Raw genomic sequence first — 16,103 nt, forward strand, 5'->3', positions numbered from 1 at the left:
ATAGATCACGCTAGCTATAAATAAAAACCTATAAATAACCATTTAATAAATGCGGGAATTAAGCGGTTATTGGTTGTTATTTTGTTAATACAATGAAAAATTAACTGATAACTAATTTATGACCATCGGCAACGGAATTGTTATTAGGAAACCAATAAATCCACGATTGCAATATATCTTTTTATCTGAATGAGGTGGCGGCGCAAGCAAAAAAAACACATTAACGATATTCCATTAAATATATTTCATTGCAAATTTATGTAAATGAAATCCGTATCAACCCTATATTTTATGGGGCTGATAATGACGTCTAATTTAAAGGCTTATTTTATAAGGAACAACGAAGGTGGAAGCTATTCTGATTGGTCTTATACCGGCTTTTCTGTGGGGAATTCAGCCTGTCGTAATGCAGATATTAGGAGGAAAACCAGGAAATCAATTAATGGGGATGGTAATGGGGACGCTGCTGCTCGCCATTATAGTGGCGGTGTTCAGACCGCCGGTAGAATGGACGACGTCGCTTATTGTGGCATCGTTTGTCTGCGGTGTGGTGTGGTCCGTCGCTCAATTCGGCCAGGTGTCATCATTTCCGCTCATTGGCGTATCGAGAGCCTTCCCCATATCCACCGGGCTACAGTTACTCGGCACCTCTTTAGTGGGTATCTTCTATTTTCATGAATGGAATACCACGACAAAACTTGTGCTGGGGCTAAGCGCCATCGTCATTATTATTATCGGAGTTATGCTGACGGCCTATCAGGAAAAACAGGGGAATGAAACGCGGCATCATGTCGATATGAAGAAAGGCATTTTCATTCTGATTATCTCCAGCGCCTTTTTTATCATCTGGGTTTCTATTCCCCGAATAGCGAATCTAAACGGATGGGATGTGGTTCTCCCTCAGGCTATCGGCGCATTTTTAGGCACGTTCTTTATTTGTCTGACCCGGAAAGACGTCAAAATATGGGCCGTCAGCTCATTTAAGAATATTGCGACGGGCTTTGTCTTTTTTGTCGCGAACCTCGCCATGATGATATCCAACCAGATGAACGGCATTGCGGTTGGTTTTACCTTAACTCAGATGTGCGTCATTGTCGCCGGAATCGGCGGTATTCTGATATTGAAGGAAAGGAAAACCAGGAAAGAGTTGATATACCTTTTAACCGGCCTGTTTCTCGTTGCTTTTGGCGGCGTTTTAATTGGCATAACCAAGCTGTAACAATAAATAGACAAAAAACGATAGCCGTCACCTTTCAAGTGGCGCAGGCGTGGGCTTCCTGCAATTCAAGACCTATTGAGCGTAAATATTCTATTGGCAATACATATAAATTAAGGAGACAAACACTATGGTTAATGTAGGCGTAATTGGCTGCGGTCAAATCGGCCGCGATCATATTTCCCGACTAAGCAGCGTTATTTCTGGCGTACGCGTTGCAGGCGTCTACGATATAATAAGAACCGCTGCGGAAAAGAGCGTTCAGGATTTTAACCTGGATGCAAAAGTTTATCCTGGCGAGGATGAACTGATAAACGCTCCCGATATAGATGCCGTTATCGTTTGTAGCAGTAACGATACTCATCTGTCGCCGGTATTGAAGTCGATAGCAGCCGGCAAACCCGTGTTTGTCGAAAAACCGATGACGATTTCCGCCAAGGATAGCTTCTCGGTTGTTTCTGCCGAAGTAGCGAAACAAAAACGCTATGTTCAGGTCGGTTTTAATCGGCGCTACGATACGGGATATTGGCAATTGAAAAACATGATCGACGCGGGAACGGTAGGCGCTCTGCTATTAGCAAACTGCCGTCATTACAACACCCGGCCTTCGACGAATTATTATAAAACTGACAACGTAATTAACGATACGCTGATTCATGACATCGACATTCTTCGTTATTTGTTTGCGGAAGAATTTCATAGCATTGAGATGCGGTTCGCCAGACCGAATTCGCTCAATCAGGCCAGAGAATTGCGGGAACCGCAGCTCGCGCTGATTGAAATGAAAAGCGGCGCGTTGGTCGTGGTGGAGTTAAACGTCAATTGCCAGTACGGCTACGATATCCAATGCCGGTTGGTCGGCGAGACGGGAATTATCTCCCTGCCCGACGTCGCCACGCCCGAATTGCGTAAGGCCGGCCAAATCTCTCATGCGATTTCCGATAACTGGACTGAGCGTTTCATCGATGCCTATAACCGGGAATTCCAGGCTTTTATCGATAATGTGAGCGCCAGCGGCTCACCGGCGGCGACGGCAACCGCATGGGATGGGTATGCCGCTTCCGTCATCGCCGATGCCGCGATACAAAGTCTGCATCAGGGTGGCGGTGTGGATATTTTGCTGCCGGAAAAACCGGCTCTATATGATAAATAGTGGCGCGGCAGTACAGTATGGCGGCGAGCTATCCAATGGCAACGCCGCTTAAACGGCCCGGCGGTTGCGATCAACATTTCGCGGCCGCTCGGGTTATGTTCCCGGCGTTTTAACGGCGGCGGCAGGCGGATCAGGGTGACGCGGCGCATGTGAATATAACGGGTTATCGCCGCACTCAGTGAATTTTTGCGACAGAACGCCGAAGTTTCTTCGCGCCGGTTGCAAGCTGCATTTTATATGGGCAAGCTACGTTTCACATGATGTTAATTGTCAGATCAAGGTGAAAATTAAACAAACAATGAAGACGCCGAACATCACACCGAGAACAAAAAAACAATTGCCTCATGAGAATTACGAGCGGCTCGTCAATGACATTACCGTGCGTTATGCGCAACTTTCCGAACGCTACAAAATGGTGGCCCGCTATATCACGCAAAACCCTAATACGGTGGCGTTGGAATCGAGCAACGCCATCGCCGCCAAATGCGGGGTAATGCACGCATCGGTTCTGGTTCGCTTCGCGCAATATTTCGGCTATAGCGGATTTAAACAGATGCAAAGCGTTTTCCAGACCCGGCTTGTCACCGTGGCGCCGGGATACGATGAGCGAATCGCCGCTCTTGAAGATGAATTACGGCAGAATGACGATAAAGGCAGCTTAGGTCTTTTAAAACGGCAAGTTATCCGTGATATCGCGACGCTGCAAGAGCTTTTGACCAACGTCACGGAGTCGGATCTGAATAATGCCGCATACCTGCTAAGGGATGCGGAAACCATTTTTATCGCCGGGCAGCTTCGTTCCGCCCCCGTGGCGCAATTAATGCGTTATCTACTCACCATGTTGAATCGCAAAGTTATTTTGCTCGATCCCGCAGGGGGGCTCGCTGCATATATGGCCAGGAACATGTCGGAAAAAGATATATTAGTCGCCATTGCTTTTAGACATTACGCCCAAGAGGTCATTAGCATTGTGGATATTGCCGACAAAAACCATATCCCGACCATTTCGATAACGGATAGCCCGCTGTCGCCGCTTGCGAAAAACGCGGCCGTTCTGTTTACCATCCCGGAAGCGGAATTCAGCTTTTCCCGCTCGCTGGCTGCGCCGGTTTGTCTGGTGCAAAGTATCGCGACGACATTAGCATCCATTCTGCACCCCGGCCAAGATCAAGAGCCGCCGCTAATGCCGCGGTGATCGCCCCTTCCCCTCCGGCCAATGCTCCGCAATGCCGGGAACGCCGCTATCAACGCCATAAGGATATTCCCCCATTATCAACCTTATGGATAAAGTCTCTTTATTATATTTCCATATAAACCATTCACATTTGGCATCACAATGGTGCTGTTTTGCTTTCTTTCGCGGTAGCTAAATCACCGTGATTACCTACCATAAATAAACAGACCGACGTTCTATTTCACGCAACCTGCGGTTCCACAGAACCGCGGTATAGAAACAGAAAAGGAAAAAATATGGAAAAGCGAAAACTCGGTAATACCGGACTGCAAATCGCGCCGCTGGTGTTCGGCGGTAACGTCTTTGGCTGGACGATCGATGAAAAAAGCAGCTTTACGGTTTTAGATGCCTTCATCGACCACGGTTTTAACGCCATCGATACCGCGGATGTCTATTCATCCTGGGCGCCGGGCAACAAAGGCGGGGAATCGGAGACGATTATCGGCAGATGGCTTAAGGCAAGGCCGGGTATCCGCGAAAAGGTGGTCATCTTCACTAAAGTCGGTTCCGATCTCGGCAGCCCCGATCGCAAGGGATTGTCGGAACGGTGGATCACCCAGGCGGTGGAAGGGTCGCTCAAACGCCTGGGTATTGAGGCCATAGATCTTTATTTCTCTCATTGGCCCGATCCCGACGTGAGCTATGAAGAAACGCTGGGCGCCTATGAAAAACTGCTTAAGGCCGGCAAGATAAAGGCTATCGGCGCTTCCAACCTTAACGCCGGGCAGCTGGAGGCCGCGCTCTCGACGGCGAAAGAAAAAGGGCTACCCGGATATCAGGTACTCCAACCCGAATACAACCTCTACGATCGCGACGCCTACGATGGAGCATTACGCGATCTGTGCATAAAAGAGGGGCTGGGGGTGGTTACCTACTACAGTCTCGCATCAGGCTTTCTGTCGGGAAAATACCGTTCGAAAGCCGATTTGTCGCAGTCCCAACGGGGTGAAGGCATCGCCAAATATTTAACCGAGCGGGGAACGAAAATCATCAGCGCGCTTGAAGCCGTATCCGCCCGCCACAGCGCCAAACCGGCGGAAGTCGCGTTGGCCTGGCTGATCCAGCAGGCGGGAGTCACCGCGCCTATCGCAAGCGCCACCAGCGTCGCCCAGGTCGCCAGTTTCGCCAACGCGGTCGGGCTGACGCTCTCTCCTGAAGACGTTAAGGCGTTGGATACTGCAAGCGCATATTAATTTTCATTTTTCCACAGGGATAAAGACGGGAACCGATCCGCGCTTTATCCCTTGATTTTCTTGTGTATTTAACGCCTTAGCTCACCCGTTTTCCGTCATTTACCGCGCGCTTCATCAGCCGCTCATGCCCTGCGCCAGTTTGATGGTCGCGGCAATATTGCGCGCCGTCATTTTCACGTTACCCGCGGCTTGCTCCAGCGCTTCGTCTAACGAGCAAATGCGGTACAACACGCTGAATACCGCATCCAGACCGTGTTTATGTACGATGCCGACATCCGCCGTCAGGCTGCCCGCAATCCCCACCACCGGTTTGTTATAGCGTTTTGCCACGCGCGCCACGCCGATAGGCACTTTGCCGTGGATGGTCTGACTGTCGATGCGCCCTTCGCCGGTGATCACCAACGACGCGTCGCGGACCAGTTCGTCCAGTCCCAGCGACTCGGTTACAATATCGATCCCCTGCCGCAACGCCGCGCCGCAGAACGCCAACAGCGCGGCGCCCATGCCTCCCGCCGCGCCGGCGCCGGGCGACTGTTCGACTTCAATATTCAGATCGCGGCGAATGACGCCGGCGTAGCGCTTCAGCGCTTCGTCAAGCTGGATAATCATGGCTTCCGTCGCGCCTTTCTGCGGCCCGAACACCGCGGAAGCGCCTTGCGGCCCGGTGAGCGGATTCGTGACGTCGCAGGCGACCTCGAAACGGCACGCCTTGATACGCGTATCCAGGTTGCTGATATCGATGCTGGCGAGCTTTTCAAGTTCACCGCCGCCGTAGCCGATTTGTTCGCCTTTATTATCCAGCAGCTTCGCCCCCAAAGCCTGCGCCATACCGGCGCCGCCATCATTGGTCGCACTGCCGCCGATACCGATAATGCAGTGCTTCACGCCGAGATCCAATGCGCGGCGGATCAATTCGCCCGTGCCGTAGCTGGTGGTAAACAGCGGATTGCGCCGCGCCATCGGCACCCGTTCCAGGCCGCTGGCGGCCGCCATTTCGATAAACGCCGTTTTCTCATCGCCCGACAGGCCGAAAAACGCGTCTATCTCCTCGCCCAGCGGGCCGGTTACCGGCACCTTGACGACCCGTCCCCGGGTTGCCGCGACCATCGCATCCACAGTGCCTTCGCCGCCGTCCGCGACGGGAAGTTTGACGTAGCTGGCATCGGGAAATATTTCCCGGAAACCGGCCTCAATCTGCGCAGCCACGTCCTGCGCTGATAAACTTTCTTTATAAGAATCCGGCGCGATAACGATTTTCATAAACAATCCTATTTTATAAACGTTCCGCTTGCGTCATCCAGTCCCGCTGAATCGGCGCCGTTTCAAAAGCCGGGGCGATACGCGACAGATCGCGCCCCGGCCTGCCGCATCAGCGCGTTACCTCAATTTTAGCCAGTTTCTCGTAATAGCGGGCCAAGGCGCTATGGTCCGCCGCCCCAAGATCGTCGGTTTTCAGCGCCTGCATCATTTCCATCACCGCCGCTGTCAGCGGCAGCTGCGCGCCAACGCCGTGCGACGTATCCAGCGCATTAGCCAGATCCTTGATGTGCAGATCGATGCGAAAACCCGGTTTGAAATTGCGATCCAGCACCATCGGCGCTTTGGCGTCCAGCACCGTGCTGCCGGCCAGTCCGCCGCGGATCGCCTGATACACCAGTTCAGGGTTGACGCCCGCTTTGGTCGCCAGCACCAGCGCTTCCGACATGGCGGCGATGTTCAACGCCACGATCACCTGATTCGCCAGTTTGGTGACGTTGCCCGCGCCGATATCGCCGGTATGCACCACTGAAGCCGCCATGACTTTCAGTATGCTATGGCAGCGCTCGAACAGCGCCTTATCGCCGCCCACCATGACCGCCAGCGTGCCGTCAATCGCCTTCGGTTCACCGCCGCTGACCGGCGCATCCAGCATATCAATGCCTTTTTCCGCCAGCGCGGCGGCGATTTCGCGGCTGGCGAGCGGCGCGATGGAACTCATATCAACCAGCGCCGAGCCCTTGGCCGCCCCTTCAATAACGCCGTTTTCACCCAGCACCACCTGTTTGACGTGCGGCGAATTCGGCAGCATGGTAATGATGATGTCGCTCTGCTCCGCCACCGCTTTCGGCGTGGCGGCGGATACGGCTCCGGCCGCCACGACGTCGGCGACCGCGTCTTCATTCCGGTCCAACACAATCAATGAGTAACCTGCTTTAATCAGGTTTTTACTCATCGGTCTACCCATGATCCCCAATCCAATAAAACCAATTTTCATGACGTTAACCCCGCTGTACGATCGCTAAATGGTCACTTTCGTTTACAGATTGACTGGCCGCGGTTGGTAACTCACTGTTTAAACTTGTCGAACAACGCCTGAGACGCGCCGCGGAACAAGCCCAGATCGCTGCCGACGGCGACAAAGCGGGCGCCCCACTCCAGGTAACGCCGGGCATCGGCTTCCACCGGCGCCAGAATGCCGCTGGGTTTGCCATGCGCCTCCGCACGTTCAAAGATATGGCGGATCACTTTCTGCACTTCGGGATGGTTAGGCTGCCCCAGATAGCCCAGCGCGGCTGACAGATCGCCCGGCCCGACGAAAATGCCGTCTACCCCGTCCACCGCGGCGATGGCATCCAGGTTGTCCACCCCTTCCTGGCTTTCGATCTGCACCAGTACGGTGATGTTGTCGTTAATGGTTGCGAAATAGTTGGGTTCCGTGCCGAACGAATTACTGCGGTGCGAAACGGAAACCCCGCGGATGCCGGCTGGCGGATAGCGCGTCGATGCTACGGCGCGCACGGCTTCTTCTTGCGTCTCCACAAACGGGATCAGGAAATTGTAAAAACCGATATCCAGCAACCGTTTGATGATCACCGGCTCATTGCAGGGCGGACGCACCACCGGCGCGCTGTGGCTGCCTTTGAGCGCCATCAGCTGCGGAATAAAGGTGTTGATATCGTTCGGCGAATGTTCGCCGTCCAGCACCAGCCAGTCGAATCCGGCCAGCCCCAGTATCTCGGTCGAGATCGGGTTTCCCAGCCCGCACCAGCAACCGATAAGCGTTTTTTGTTGCTGTAGATTCTGACGAAAGCGGTTAGGTAAAATCGGCGTGTTCATTTTTCATCCTCAGTAATTGGAAGGCGCTATTCAATAGCGGTCAGCGCACCAGACAAGGACGTTTGTTATCGAACGTCCAGCCGGGAACAAGATATTGCATTCCGGCTGCGTCATTGCGTGCGCCTAACCCATTGTTTTTGTACAACTCATTGGCTTTATACAGTTGATCCATATCCAGTTCGATACCCAAACCGGGGCGCTTCGGCACATCGATCCTGCCGCCGATAATCTGTAACGGCGCTTTTGTCAGGCGCTGGTTGCCTTCCTGCCAGATCCAGTGGGTATCGATGGCGGCGATATCGCCCGGCGCGGCGGCGGCGACATGGGTAAACATCGCCAGGGAAATATCGAAGTGGTTATTGGAGTGCGATCCCCAGGTCAGCCCCCATTCATGGCACATCTGCGCCACGCGCACCGATCCCTGCATGGTCCAGAAATGCGGATCGGCCAGCGGAATATCGACCGATTGCAACGCAATGGCATGTTTCATCTGACGCCAGTCGGTGGCGATCATATTGGTGGCGGTCGGCAGCCCCGTCGCGCGCCGGAACTCCGCCATCGTCTCGCGCCCGGAGAAGCCCTGTTCCGCGCCGCAGGGATCCTCGGCGTAGGCCAGCACGCCTTTCAGCTGTTTGCCTAGATGAATCGCTTCCTGCAACGACCAGGCGCCGTTGGGATCCAGCGTGATGCGCGCCTGCGGAAAACGCTCGGCCAACGCCGTGACGGCTTCCGCCTCTTCGCTGCCGGCCAGCACGCCGCCTTTCAGTTTGAAATCATTGAAACCGTATTTTTCATAGGCGGCCTCGGCCAAACGCACTACGGCCTCCGGCGTCAGCGCCTCTTCATGGCGCAAGCGATACCAGTCGCATTTTTCATCCGTCTGGCTTTGGTAGGGCAGATCGGTTTTGCGGCGATCGCCGATATAGAACAGGTATCCCAGCGCCTCGACCGAATCCCGCTGCTGTCCGTCGCCCAACAGCGCCGCCGCCGGCACGTTCAGAAACTGCCCCAGCAGATCCAGCATCGCCGCTTCCACGGCGGTAACTACATGCACGGTGGTGCGCTGATCGAAAGTCTGCTGACCGCGGCCGGAAGCGTCCCGATCGGAAAACCGGCGAAAGATGGCGCTCATGACGTTTTTGTATTCGCCCAGCGATTTGCCTATCACCAGCGCCGCAGCCTGTTCCAGCGTCCGGCGGATTTTTTCGCCGCCGGGCACCTCGCCTGCGCCGGTGCGGCCGGCATTGTCTTTCAGAATAACGATATTACGAGTGAAATACGGCGCATGCGCGCCGCTAAGATTCAACAACATGCTGTCGTAACCGGCGACGGGAAGAACCTGCATGTCGACAACAACCGGAGAATCAGGGAAGTGATGGCTATCCATCGCGGACTCCTTAATTTGAATCGATAAGTATTCTTTGCAGATCCCCTGCTTTCTGCGCCGCAAACCCCAACGGCAAGCGGCTTTGCAAAAAAACAAAGCCGCCGGTTGATATCGCTATTTGGCTGTAGGCATGGCGAATTCCGGGCCTTGCGCAATGCTGTCCGGCCAACGCTGCATGATGCTCTTATAGCGGGTATAGAAACGGATGGCCTCTTCGCCGTAGGCGTGATGTTCGCCGAACAGCGAACGCTTCCATCCGCCAAAGGAGTGCCAGGCCATAGGAACGGGAATGGGAACGTTGATGCCCACCATGCCGGCTTTGACCTTGCGGGCGAAAGTGCGGGCGATACCGCCGTCGCGCGTAAAGCAGACCGCGCCGTTGCCAAATTCATGGGCGTTCGTCAGCTCAATCGCCTCTGCAAATGTCGGCACCCGAACGATAGACAGCACCGGTCCGAAGATCTCCTCGCGATAGATGGTCATGTTCGGCGTTACGTCATCAAACAGCGTCGCGCCGACGAAATACCCATTTTCCGCTCCCGGAGCGCGGAAATTGCGGCCGTCCACCAGCAGCCTGGCGCCCTCTTCCACCCCTTTATCAATGTAATGGGTAACGCGCGCCTGATGTTCGGCGGTAACCAGCGGCCCCATATCGGCTTCGCCATCCGTCCCCTGGCGAATTCGCAGCTTATCAATACGCGGCAGCAGCTTCGCCACCAGTTCGTCGCCGACGGAACCTACCGCCACGGCGACCGAACAGGCCATGCAGCGTTCTCCCGCCGCGCCATACGCCGCGCCGATCAGGGCATCCGCCACCTGATCGAGATCGGCGTCAGGCATAACGGTAATATGGTTCTTGGCGCCGCCGAGCGCCTGTACGCGCTTGCCGTGCTGGCTGGCCTGCCGATGAATGTATTCGGCGACCGGCGTTGAACCGACAAAGGAAACGGCCTCCACTTTAGGATGCGTCAACAGACGGTCCACCGCGTCTTTGCCGCCTTGCACCACATTGAAAACGCCGTCCGGCAGTCCGGCTTCCTTCAGCAGACGGGCCACCATCAAGCTGGCGGAGGGATCGCGTTCAGAGGGTTTCAGCACGAAGGTATTGCCGGTCGCCAACGCCATCGGGATCATCCACAGCGGCACCATGATCGGGAAATTGAACGGCGTGATGCCGACGCACACGCCAAGCGCCTGACGCAGGTTCCAGTTATCGATATTGCCGCCGATATTGTCGGAGAAAGCGCTTTGCAGCAGGCTTGGCGCGCCGCAGGCGAACTCCACCACTTCGATACCGCGGGTGATTTCGCCCATCGCGTCGGACAAGACTTTGCCGTGTTCGCGGGTGATGATCTGCGCCAGCTCTTCACTATGTTTTTCCAGCAATTCTTTGAAACGAAAAAGCACCCTGGAACGACGCAGCGCTGACTGGGATGACCAACCGTCAAACGCGGCGGCGGCGGCTTCGACGGCGAGATCGACGGTTGCCGGACGCGCCAGCGCAACCTGAGCCACCACTTCGCCGAGCGCGGGGTTGTATACGGGTTGCTGTCCGTCCTGTTCGCCCCCCACTTCTTTCCCATTGATAAAATGTTGGATTGTTTCCATTACAGCACTTCCTCTCTTTTTCGGTTCATAAAGAAATAAATAACGCGGATTAAAACGGCGTATCCGCCGCCGCGTTTTTCGTGCCCCGGCGCCCGACAGCGGTCAGGCGCCGGTTGGGCGATTACTGAATCGGCGGTTCAGGAATCAGGCCTTGTTCACCCGGTACGGTTTGCAGGAAATCGAAATCGCAGCCGTCGTCGGCCTGACTGACGTGTTCGGCGAATAACCGGCCGTAGCCGCGCGGGTAATAAGGCTGGGGCGGCGTCCACGCTTTGCGCCGCTGTTCCATTTCTTCTTCGGGGATCAGTAAATTAAGCTGGCGTTTTGACACGCTTAACTCAATGCTGTCGCCATCGCGCACCAACGCCAGCGGTCCGCCGACGAAAGATTCGGGCGCGATATGCACCACGCAGGAGCCGAAGCTGGTGCCGCTCATGCGCGCATCGGACAGACGCACGATGTCGCGGATGCCCCGTTCCAGCAGTTTTTTCGGGATCGGGATCTGTCCCCACTCAGGAAAGCCGGGAGCGCCCAACGGTCCGGCGTTTTTCAGCACCAGTACGGAGTTTTCATCCACGTCCAGCGCCGGATCGTCGATGCGTTTTTGCAGATCCTCCACGTTGTTGAAAACAACCGCGCGGCCGACGTGCTCATGCAGGCGCGGATCGGCCGCATGGATTTTCAATACCGCGCTGTTAGGCGCCAGATTGCCGCGCAGGATCACCAGGCTGCCCAGTTCGCCCAGCGGTTTCTCCAGCGGCAGAATCACATCGTCGTTGTACACTTCCGCGCCGGCGAAATTTTCCCCCAGCGTTTTGCCGTTCACCGTCAGCGGGGAAACGTCAATCAACGATCCCAGACGGTTGAGCAAGGCCCGCAGGCCGCCGGCGTAATAGAAATCCTCCATCAGGTATTTTCCGGCGGGGCGAATATTGGCCAGATGGGGCACTTTCTGCGATAGTTCATCGAAACGGTCCACCGTAAGGGGGATGCCCGCCCGGCGCGCCATGGCGATCACGTGAATCACGGCATTGGTGGAGCCGCCGAGCGCCAATGCGGTGATAATGGCGTTATCGAAAGAGGCGGGACACAGGAAATCCGATGGTTTGAGATCTTCCCAGACCATTTCGACGATGCGGCGTCCGGTACGTTCGGCCATGATGGCGTGGCGCGAATCCGGCGCCACAATGGATGACGCGCCGGTAAAACAGAATCCCAGGGCGTCGGCGATACTCATCATGGTGGGCGCGGTGCCCATGGTCATACATGTTCCGGCCGAACGGGATATGCCGTTCTCCACCTCTTCCAACTGCTGTTCGTTATACTCTCCGGCCTTATATTTGTACCAGGAGGCGAACAGGTCGGTGCCCGAACCAAGGAATTTCCCTTTGTTGTCGCCGCGCAGCGAAGGCCCGGCCGGTAAATAAATAGCCGGAATATTCATGGAGATGGCCCCCATAATCAGGCCGGGCGTGGTTTTATCGCATCCCCCCATCAGTACCGCGCCGTCAATGGGATGAGAACGCAACAGCTCCTCGGTTTCGATTGCCAGCAAATTACGGTAGAGCATGGCCGCCGGCCTGACATAAGGCTCGCCCAGCGACATGGCCGGCAGTTCGATCGGAAAGCCGCCGGCCTGAAGAATGCCGCGTTTTACCTGCTCGGCGCGATCCTTGAAATGCGTGTGGCATGGATTGATCTCGCTCCAGGTATTGATAATCGCAATCACCGGTTTGCCCATGTAGTCTTCCCGGGCGTAACCTTGCTGGGCCATACGGGCGCGGTGCCCCAGAGAGCGGAATACCGGCGCGCCGTACCAGCGATAACTTCTTAGTGTTTCAGGCGTTTTTTTGATTTGTGCGCACATGGTTGCCTCCAGTTATTATTAGAAAACATATTCTCATTACGTTATTGCTTGGCCGAAAAATCTACGCGCTTGATCTCTCCCACCAGGAACAGGTAACAGAAGATAGCCAGGGCGGCGAAGACGGAAACGTACAGCAGCGCGCCGCCGAACGAACCGCTTGTCGCCACGATGTAGCCAATAACGATTGGCGTCACGATACCGGCGATATTGCCGATGGTGTTGAACACGCCGCCGCTCAGGCCGATGGCCTCTTTCGGCGAGGTATCGGCGACGACCGCCCAACCCAGCGCGCCGACGCCTTTGCCGAAGAATGAGAAGGACATCAGGAAGATCACCAGTCCGATAGAGTCGGTGTAGTTACACAACACCATCGACATGGAGCAGACCATGCCCAGGATAATTGGCGTCTTGCGGGCGAGAGACAGCGAATAGCCGCGTTTTAACAGCGCGTCGGATATCACTCCGCCTAAAATCCCGCCGGCAAAACCGCAAATGGCGGGCAATGAAGAGGCGAAACCGGCGTTAAGTATCGTCAGGCCGCGTTCTTTCACCAGATAGATGGGGAACCAGGAAATGAAGAACCAGGTCAACGTCGAGATACAGTACTGACCGAGATAAACGCCGACCAGCAAACGCTGCGACAACAGCATGCCGATCGTGACTTTCGGTGCGTCCGACGCCGGTTCGGCCGCCTTATCGACAACCTCCGTTTTCTGCTTCGAATCCAGATCGACCAGCGCGCCGCCTTCACGCATGTAGTCCAGCTCTTCTTTGCTGATGCGCGGATGGTGCACCGGCGGATAAATCACCCGCAGCCAGATCAGGCTGATGATGATGCCGAGCGCGCCCATGAAGATGAACGGGCTGTGCCAGTCGGTGATGTGAACCAGCCATCCCATAATCGGCGCGAAAAACGCGGTGGCGAAATATTGCGCGGAATTAAAGATAGCCGACGCCGTAGCGCGCTCTTTTTGCGGAAACCATGAGGAAACGATTTTACTGTTGCCAGGGAAAGCGGGACATTCCGCCAGACCGACAATAAAACGCAGCGTGAAAAGCAAAACCACGGCCAGCGATACTCCGCCGAATACCGTGATGCCGTGAAACAGAAAAATAAACCCTTGCAACAAGGTAAATAGCGACCAGAAAAAGATACTGCCGAAATAGACGCGTTTAGCGCCGTAGCGATCCAATAACCAGCCGCCTGGGATCTGGCCTATGACATAGGCCCATGCAAAGGCGGAAAAAATATATCCCATGGTGATTGAATCAATATTTAATTCATCGGCCATCGGCGAACCGGCGATAGCCAGTACCGCACGATCGCCATAGTTAATGGAAGTTACAATAAATAACATCAGAATGATGTAATAGCGTACGTTCTTTTTCTTTTTTATATTTTCTTGCTGTTGAGCTAAGTGGGTCATTATTTACTCCAGCATCGAACAAAAACCAGTTTGTAGGGATATGAGGTACTAAGCTGGATACAACAAACGCGGATATTTTAGATATCTCTGATCCAGTGCACCATCATCGATAGGTTATATTCGGCATCCCGTTGTAAATAAAAAAACCTGTATTAATTAGATTATTGGTCAACGGGAAGCCAAGCGCCTCACGTTGATCAGTTTAGGGAGAGGAGTACATGCTGACCAGATACAGTTTTATTGCATAAAAACAAACTGTATTGCTTTAAAAACAATACAGCTATAAAAACCAAAATAAATAAAAAACAATCAGTTATATATAAATTAGAAAAACTGATGTTTTAATAATTTAACTGTATAGGTAACAATGGAATATTTTAGTGACCCCATCGACACTTTGTCGCCCCCCGAAATTCGGAGGGCAAAAAGAGGGAAAATTTATAACAAAAAATATTTTATGAATTATTTATTTCATTTTTATATAAAATGAATTTACACTACCATTTTATTTTCACTTAGAAACTCGTGAAATTCATCCTGATAGCGCTGTAAAAAAGCCACGTTGAATCGCGTCCAGGAACTGGTGCAGCGATGAGGATGAAATAATGTTCCCGGCGCTAAAAACAATTTATGTTGCCGCGCGATTTCCGCCAGCTTCAAAGCATCAATGGCATTTTTCGTCGGGCGGGCATACAGATAAAAACCATTGACGGCCTGGGTATGAACCTGCCAGCCGATACGCTGAAAAAACTGGCTGGCGACGGTTTGCGCCTGGGCCAAACGGGTTCGCAGCCGGCTGCGGTATTTGTGATACTGCCCGTCTTGCAATACGGACAGAACCACTCGCTCGGTCAGTTCCGAACTGGTCAGCCCGGACATCATTTTAAAAACGATTAACCTTTCAACCAGATCCGTATTGCCGATGATGTATCCGACCCGGAGCGTCGGAGAGAGGGTTTTGGAAAAACTGCGAATTTGCGTAACGCGCTTCATCCCGCCCATTGACAGCAGCGATACCGCGTCTTGCGGCATCAGTTCTCCCGAAACGTTATCCTCCACCACATGGATATCGTACTGCTCCATTAAAGATAATATCTTGTGGGCCATGCCAAGCGACAGGCAGGCGCCGGTCGGATTCTGAAACCAGGGATTGGTGATATACAGCCGCGGCTTCTCCCGGCGCAGCACTTCGGCCATACGATCAATATCCGGCCCCTGAGACGTCCAGGGAATGCCGATAGGCCGGATACCGCGCAACATCAGCGACGTGAGGAAGTTGCAATAGGCGGGTTCATCCACCAATACGCTGTCGCCGCGGCTCAGAAACGCCATGGAAACAATATCCAATGCTTTACTGGCGCCCTGCGTCAGCAGGATATTCTCTGGACTGACGGGCTGCATATTTTCCGGCAGCGTAACGGCCAGATGCTGGCGTAACGGCAGATAGCCGCGGGATTCGCCATATCCTGAATTGCTCAGGCTCTGGCGGGACACGGTTCTCAGCGCTTTCGCCAGAATATCCTGTTGATACCAATCTTTCGGCAGCCATCCGCAGCTCAGTTGACGATATTCCGGCGAGGCGACATAAATGCTGGACAATAACCAGTAATCATTAACGGGGTTTATGGCAAAACTTTCATCGCTATCGACAACCCGGGTTTCGCTTATTCCTGATTCGGCGACGTAAAAACCCGATCCAGGACGCGCCGTTATCCAGCCTTCGGCCACCAACTGTTCATAAGCCTGCACTATCGTGGAGTTGCTGACGGAAAATAAGCTGGCGCCGCGGCGCACCGACGGCAATCTCTGCCCTCCGGGCAGTTGCTTGCTGGCGATGGCGTTGCGAAGCGTGCTGACGACCTGTACGACCAAAGGTAAAGGGAGCGTTCTGTTAACGGGAGAAAAAAGCTGACTCACATGCA

Annotated in this window: 12 protein-coding genes; 4 read left to right on the top strand and 8 right to left on the bottom strand. The window is 54.2% G+C overall.

Annotation, left to right across the window (positions count from 1 at the left end; translation table 11 throughout):
• Positions 1 to 346 precede the first annotated feature (346 nt).
• From HC231_RS14630 to HC231_RS14645, 4 genes are all read left to right on the top strand, one after another.
• A complete protein-coding gene (locus HC231_RS14630) occupies positions 347 to 1,219 on the top strand; it encodes a GRP family sugar transporter (RefSeq protein ID WP_208227345.1) in 873 nt (290 codons plus the stop codon).
• A 127-nt stretch (positions 1,220 to 1,346) separates the two neighbouring features.
• The gene (locus HC231_RS14635; protein ID WP_208227346.1) at positions 1,347 to 2,369 is read left to right on the top strand and encodes a Gfo/Idh/MocA family protein; all 1,023 of its coding nucleotides are present in this window, start codon (positions 1,347 to 1,349) and stop codon (positions 2,367 to 2,369) included.
• Positions 2,370 to 2,667: 298 nt separating this feature from the next.
• On the top strand, positions 2,668 to 3,564 hold the full coding sequence (locus HC231_RS14640) for a MurR/RpiR family transcriptional regulator (protein ID WP_208227347.1): 897 nt from the start codon (positions 2,668 to 2,670) through the stop codon (positions 3,562 to 3,564).
• 275 nt (positions 3,565 to 3,839) lie between these two features.
• Positions 3,840 to 4,796 carry an aldo/keto reductase gene (locus HC231_RS14645; protein WP_208227348.1) on the top strand — a complete coding sequence of 319 codons (957 nt, stop codon included), beginning with the start codon at positions 3,840 to 3,842 and terminating at the stop codon, positions 4,794 to 4,796.
• Between the two features lie 114 nt (positions 4,797 to 4,910).
• On the opposite strand, the gene HC231_RS14650 is transcribed toward HC231_RS14645, so the two are convergent.
• The 8 genes from HC231_RS14650 to HC231_RS14685 all read right to left on the bottom strand — a co-directional run bounded on the left by HC231_RS14650 (position 4,911) and on the right by HC231_RS14685 (position 16,098).
• Positions 4,911 to 6,056: a glycerate kinase gene (locus HC231_RS14650; RefSeq protein WP_208227349.1), complete on the bottom strand. Its 1,146-nt coding sequence runs from the start codon at positions 6,054 to 6,056 to the stop codon at positions 4,911 to 4,913.
• Between the two features lie 109 nt (positions 6,057 to 6,165).
• On the bottom strand, positions 6,166 to 7,050 hold the full coding sequence (garR, locus tag HC231_RS14655; protein WP_208227350.1) for a 2-hydroxy-3-oxopropionate reductase: 885 nt from the start codon (positions 7,048 to 7,050) through the stop codon (positions 6,166 to 6,168).
• A gap of 71 nt (positions 7,051 to 7,121) precedes the next feature.
• Entirely contained in the window at positions 7,122 to 7,892 is a 771-nt protein-coding gene (garL, locus tag HC231_RS14660; RefSeq protein ID WP_208227351.1) for a 2-dehydro-3-deoxyglucarate aldolase, read from the bottom strand.
• Between the two features lie 40 nt (positions 7,893 to 7,932).
• Positions 7,933 to 9,279 (bottom strand): glucarate dehydratase, encoded by a 1,347-nt coding sequence (gene gudD / locus HC231_RS14665; protein ID WP_208227352.1) that lies wholly within the window; start codon positions 9,277 to 9,279, stop codon positions 7,933 to 7,935.
• 114 nt (positions 9,280 to 9,393) lie between these two features.
• Positions 9,394 to 10,887 carry a CoA-acylating methylmalonate-semialdehyde dehydrogenase gene (locus tag HC231_RS14670; RefSeq protein ID WP_208227353.1) on the bottom strand — a complete coding sequence of 498 codons (1,494 nt, stop codon included), beginning with the start codon at positions 10,885 to 10,887 and terminating at the stop codon, positions 9,394 to 9,396.
• 121 nt (positions 10,888 to 11,008) lie between these two features.
• Complete coding sequence (gene araD, locus HC231_RS14675) at positions 11,009 to 12,754, bottom strand: L-arabinonate dehydratase (RefSeq protein ID WP_208227354.1); 1,746 nt, start codon at positions 12,752 to 12,754, stop codon at positions 11,009 to 11,011.
• A 41-nt stretch (positions 12,755 to 12,795) separates the two neighbouring features.
• Complete coding sequence (locus tag HC231_RS14680; RefSeq protein ID WP_208227355.1) at positions 12,796 to 14,181, bottom strand: MFS transporter; 1,386 nt, start codon at positions 14,179 to 14,181, stop codon at positions 12,796 to 12,798.
• A 492-nt stretch (positions 14,182 to 14,673) separates the two neighbouring features.
• A complete protein-coding gene (locus HC231_RS14685; RefSeq protein ID WP_208227356.1) occupies positions 14,674 to 16,098 on the bottom strand; it encodes an aminotransferase-like domain-containing protein in 1,425 nt (474 codons plus the stop codon).
• Positions 16,099 to 16,103 lie beyond the last annotated feature (5 nt).

Source organism: Brenneria izadpanahii, from assembly GCF_017569925.1.
Lineage (GTDB): Bacteria > Pseudomonadota > Gammaproteobacteria > Enterobacterales > Enterobacteriaceae > Brenneria > Brenneria izadpanahii.

Bases quoted from the DNA above. Each gene is read 5' to 3' on its own strand.
- HC231_RS14635 (WP_208227346.1), top strand. From the start codon at position 1,347: ATGGTTAATGTAGGCGTAATTGGCTGCGGTCAAATCGGCCGCGATCAT.
- HC231_RS14640 (WP_208227347.1), top strand. From the start codon at position 2,668: ATGAAGACGCCGAACATCACACCGAGAACAAAAAAACAATTGCCTCAT.
- HC231_RS14645 (WP_208227348.1), top strand. From the start codon at position 3,840: ATGGAAAAGCGAAAACTCGGTAATACCGGACTGCAAATCGCGCCGCTG.
- HC231_RS14650 (WP_208227349.1), bottom strand. From the start codon at position 6,056: ATGAAAATCGTTATCGCGCCGGATTCTTATAAAGAAAGTTTATCAGCG.
- garR (WP_208227350.1), bottom strand. From the start codon at position 7,050: ATGAAAATTGGTTTTATTGGATTGGGGATCATGGGTAGACCGATGAGT.
- garL (WP_208227351.1), bottom strand. From the start codon at position 7,892: ATGAACACGCCGATTTTACCTAACCGCTTTCGTCAGAATCTACAGCAA.
- gudD (WP_208227352.1), bottom strand. From the start codon at position 9,279: ATGGATAGCCATCACTTCCCTGATTCTCCGGTTGTTGTCGACATGCAG.
- HC231_RS14670 (WP_208227353.1), bottom strand. From the start codon at position 10,887: ATGGAAACAATCCAACATTTTATCAATGGGAAAGAAGTGGGGGGCGAA.
- araD (WP_208227354.1), bottom strand. From the start codon at position 12,754: ATGTGCGCACAAATCAAAAAAACGCCTGAAACACTAAGAAGTTATCGC.
- HC231_RS14680 (WP_208227355.1), bottom strand. From the start codon at position 14,181: ATGACCCACTTAGCTCAACAGCAAGAAAATATAAAAAAGAAAAAGAAC.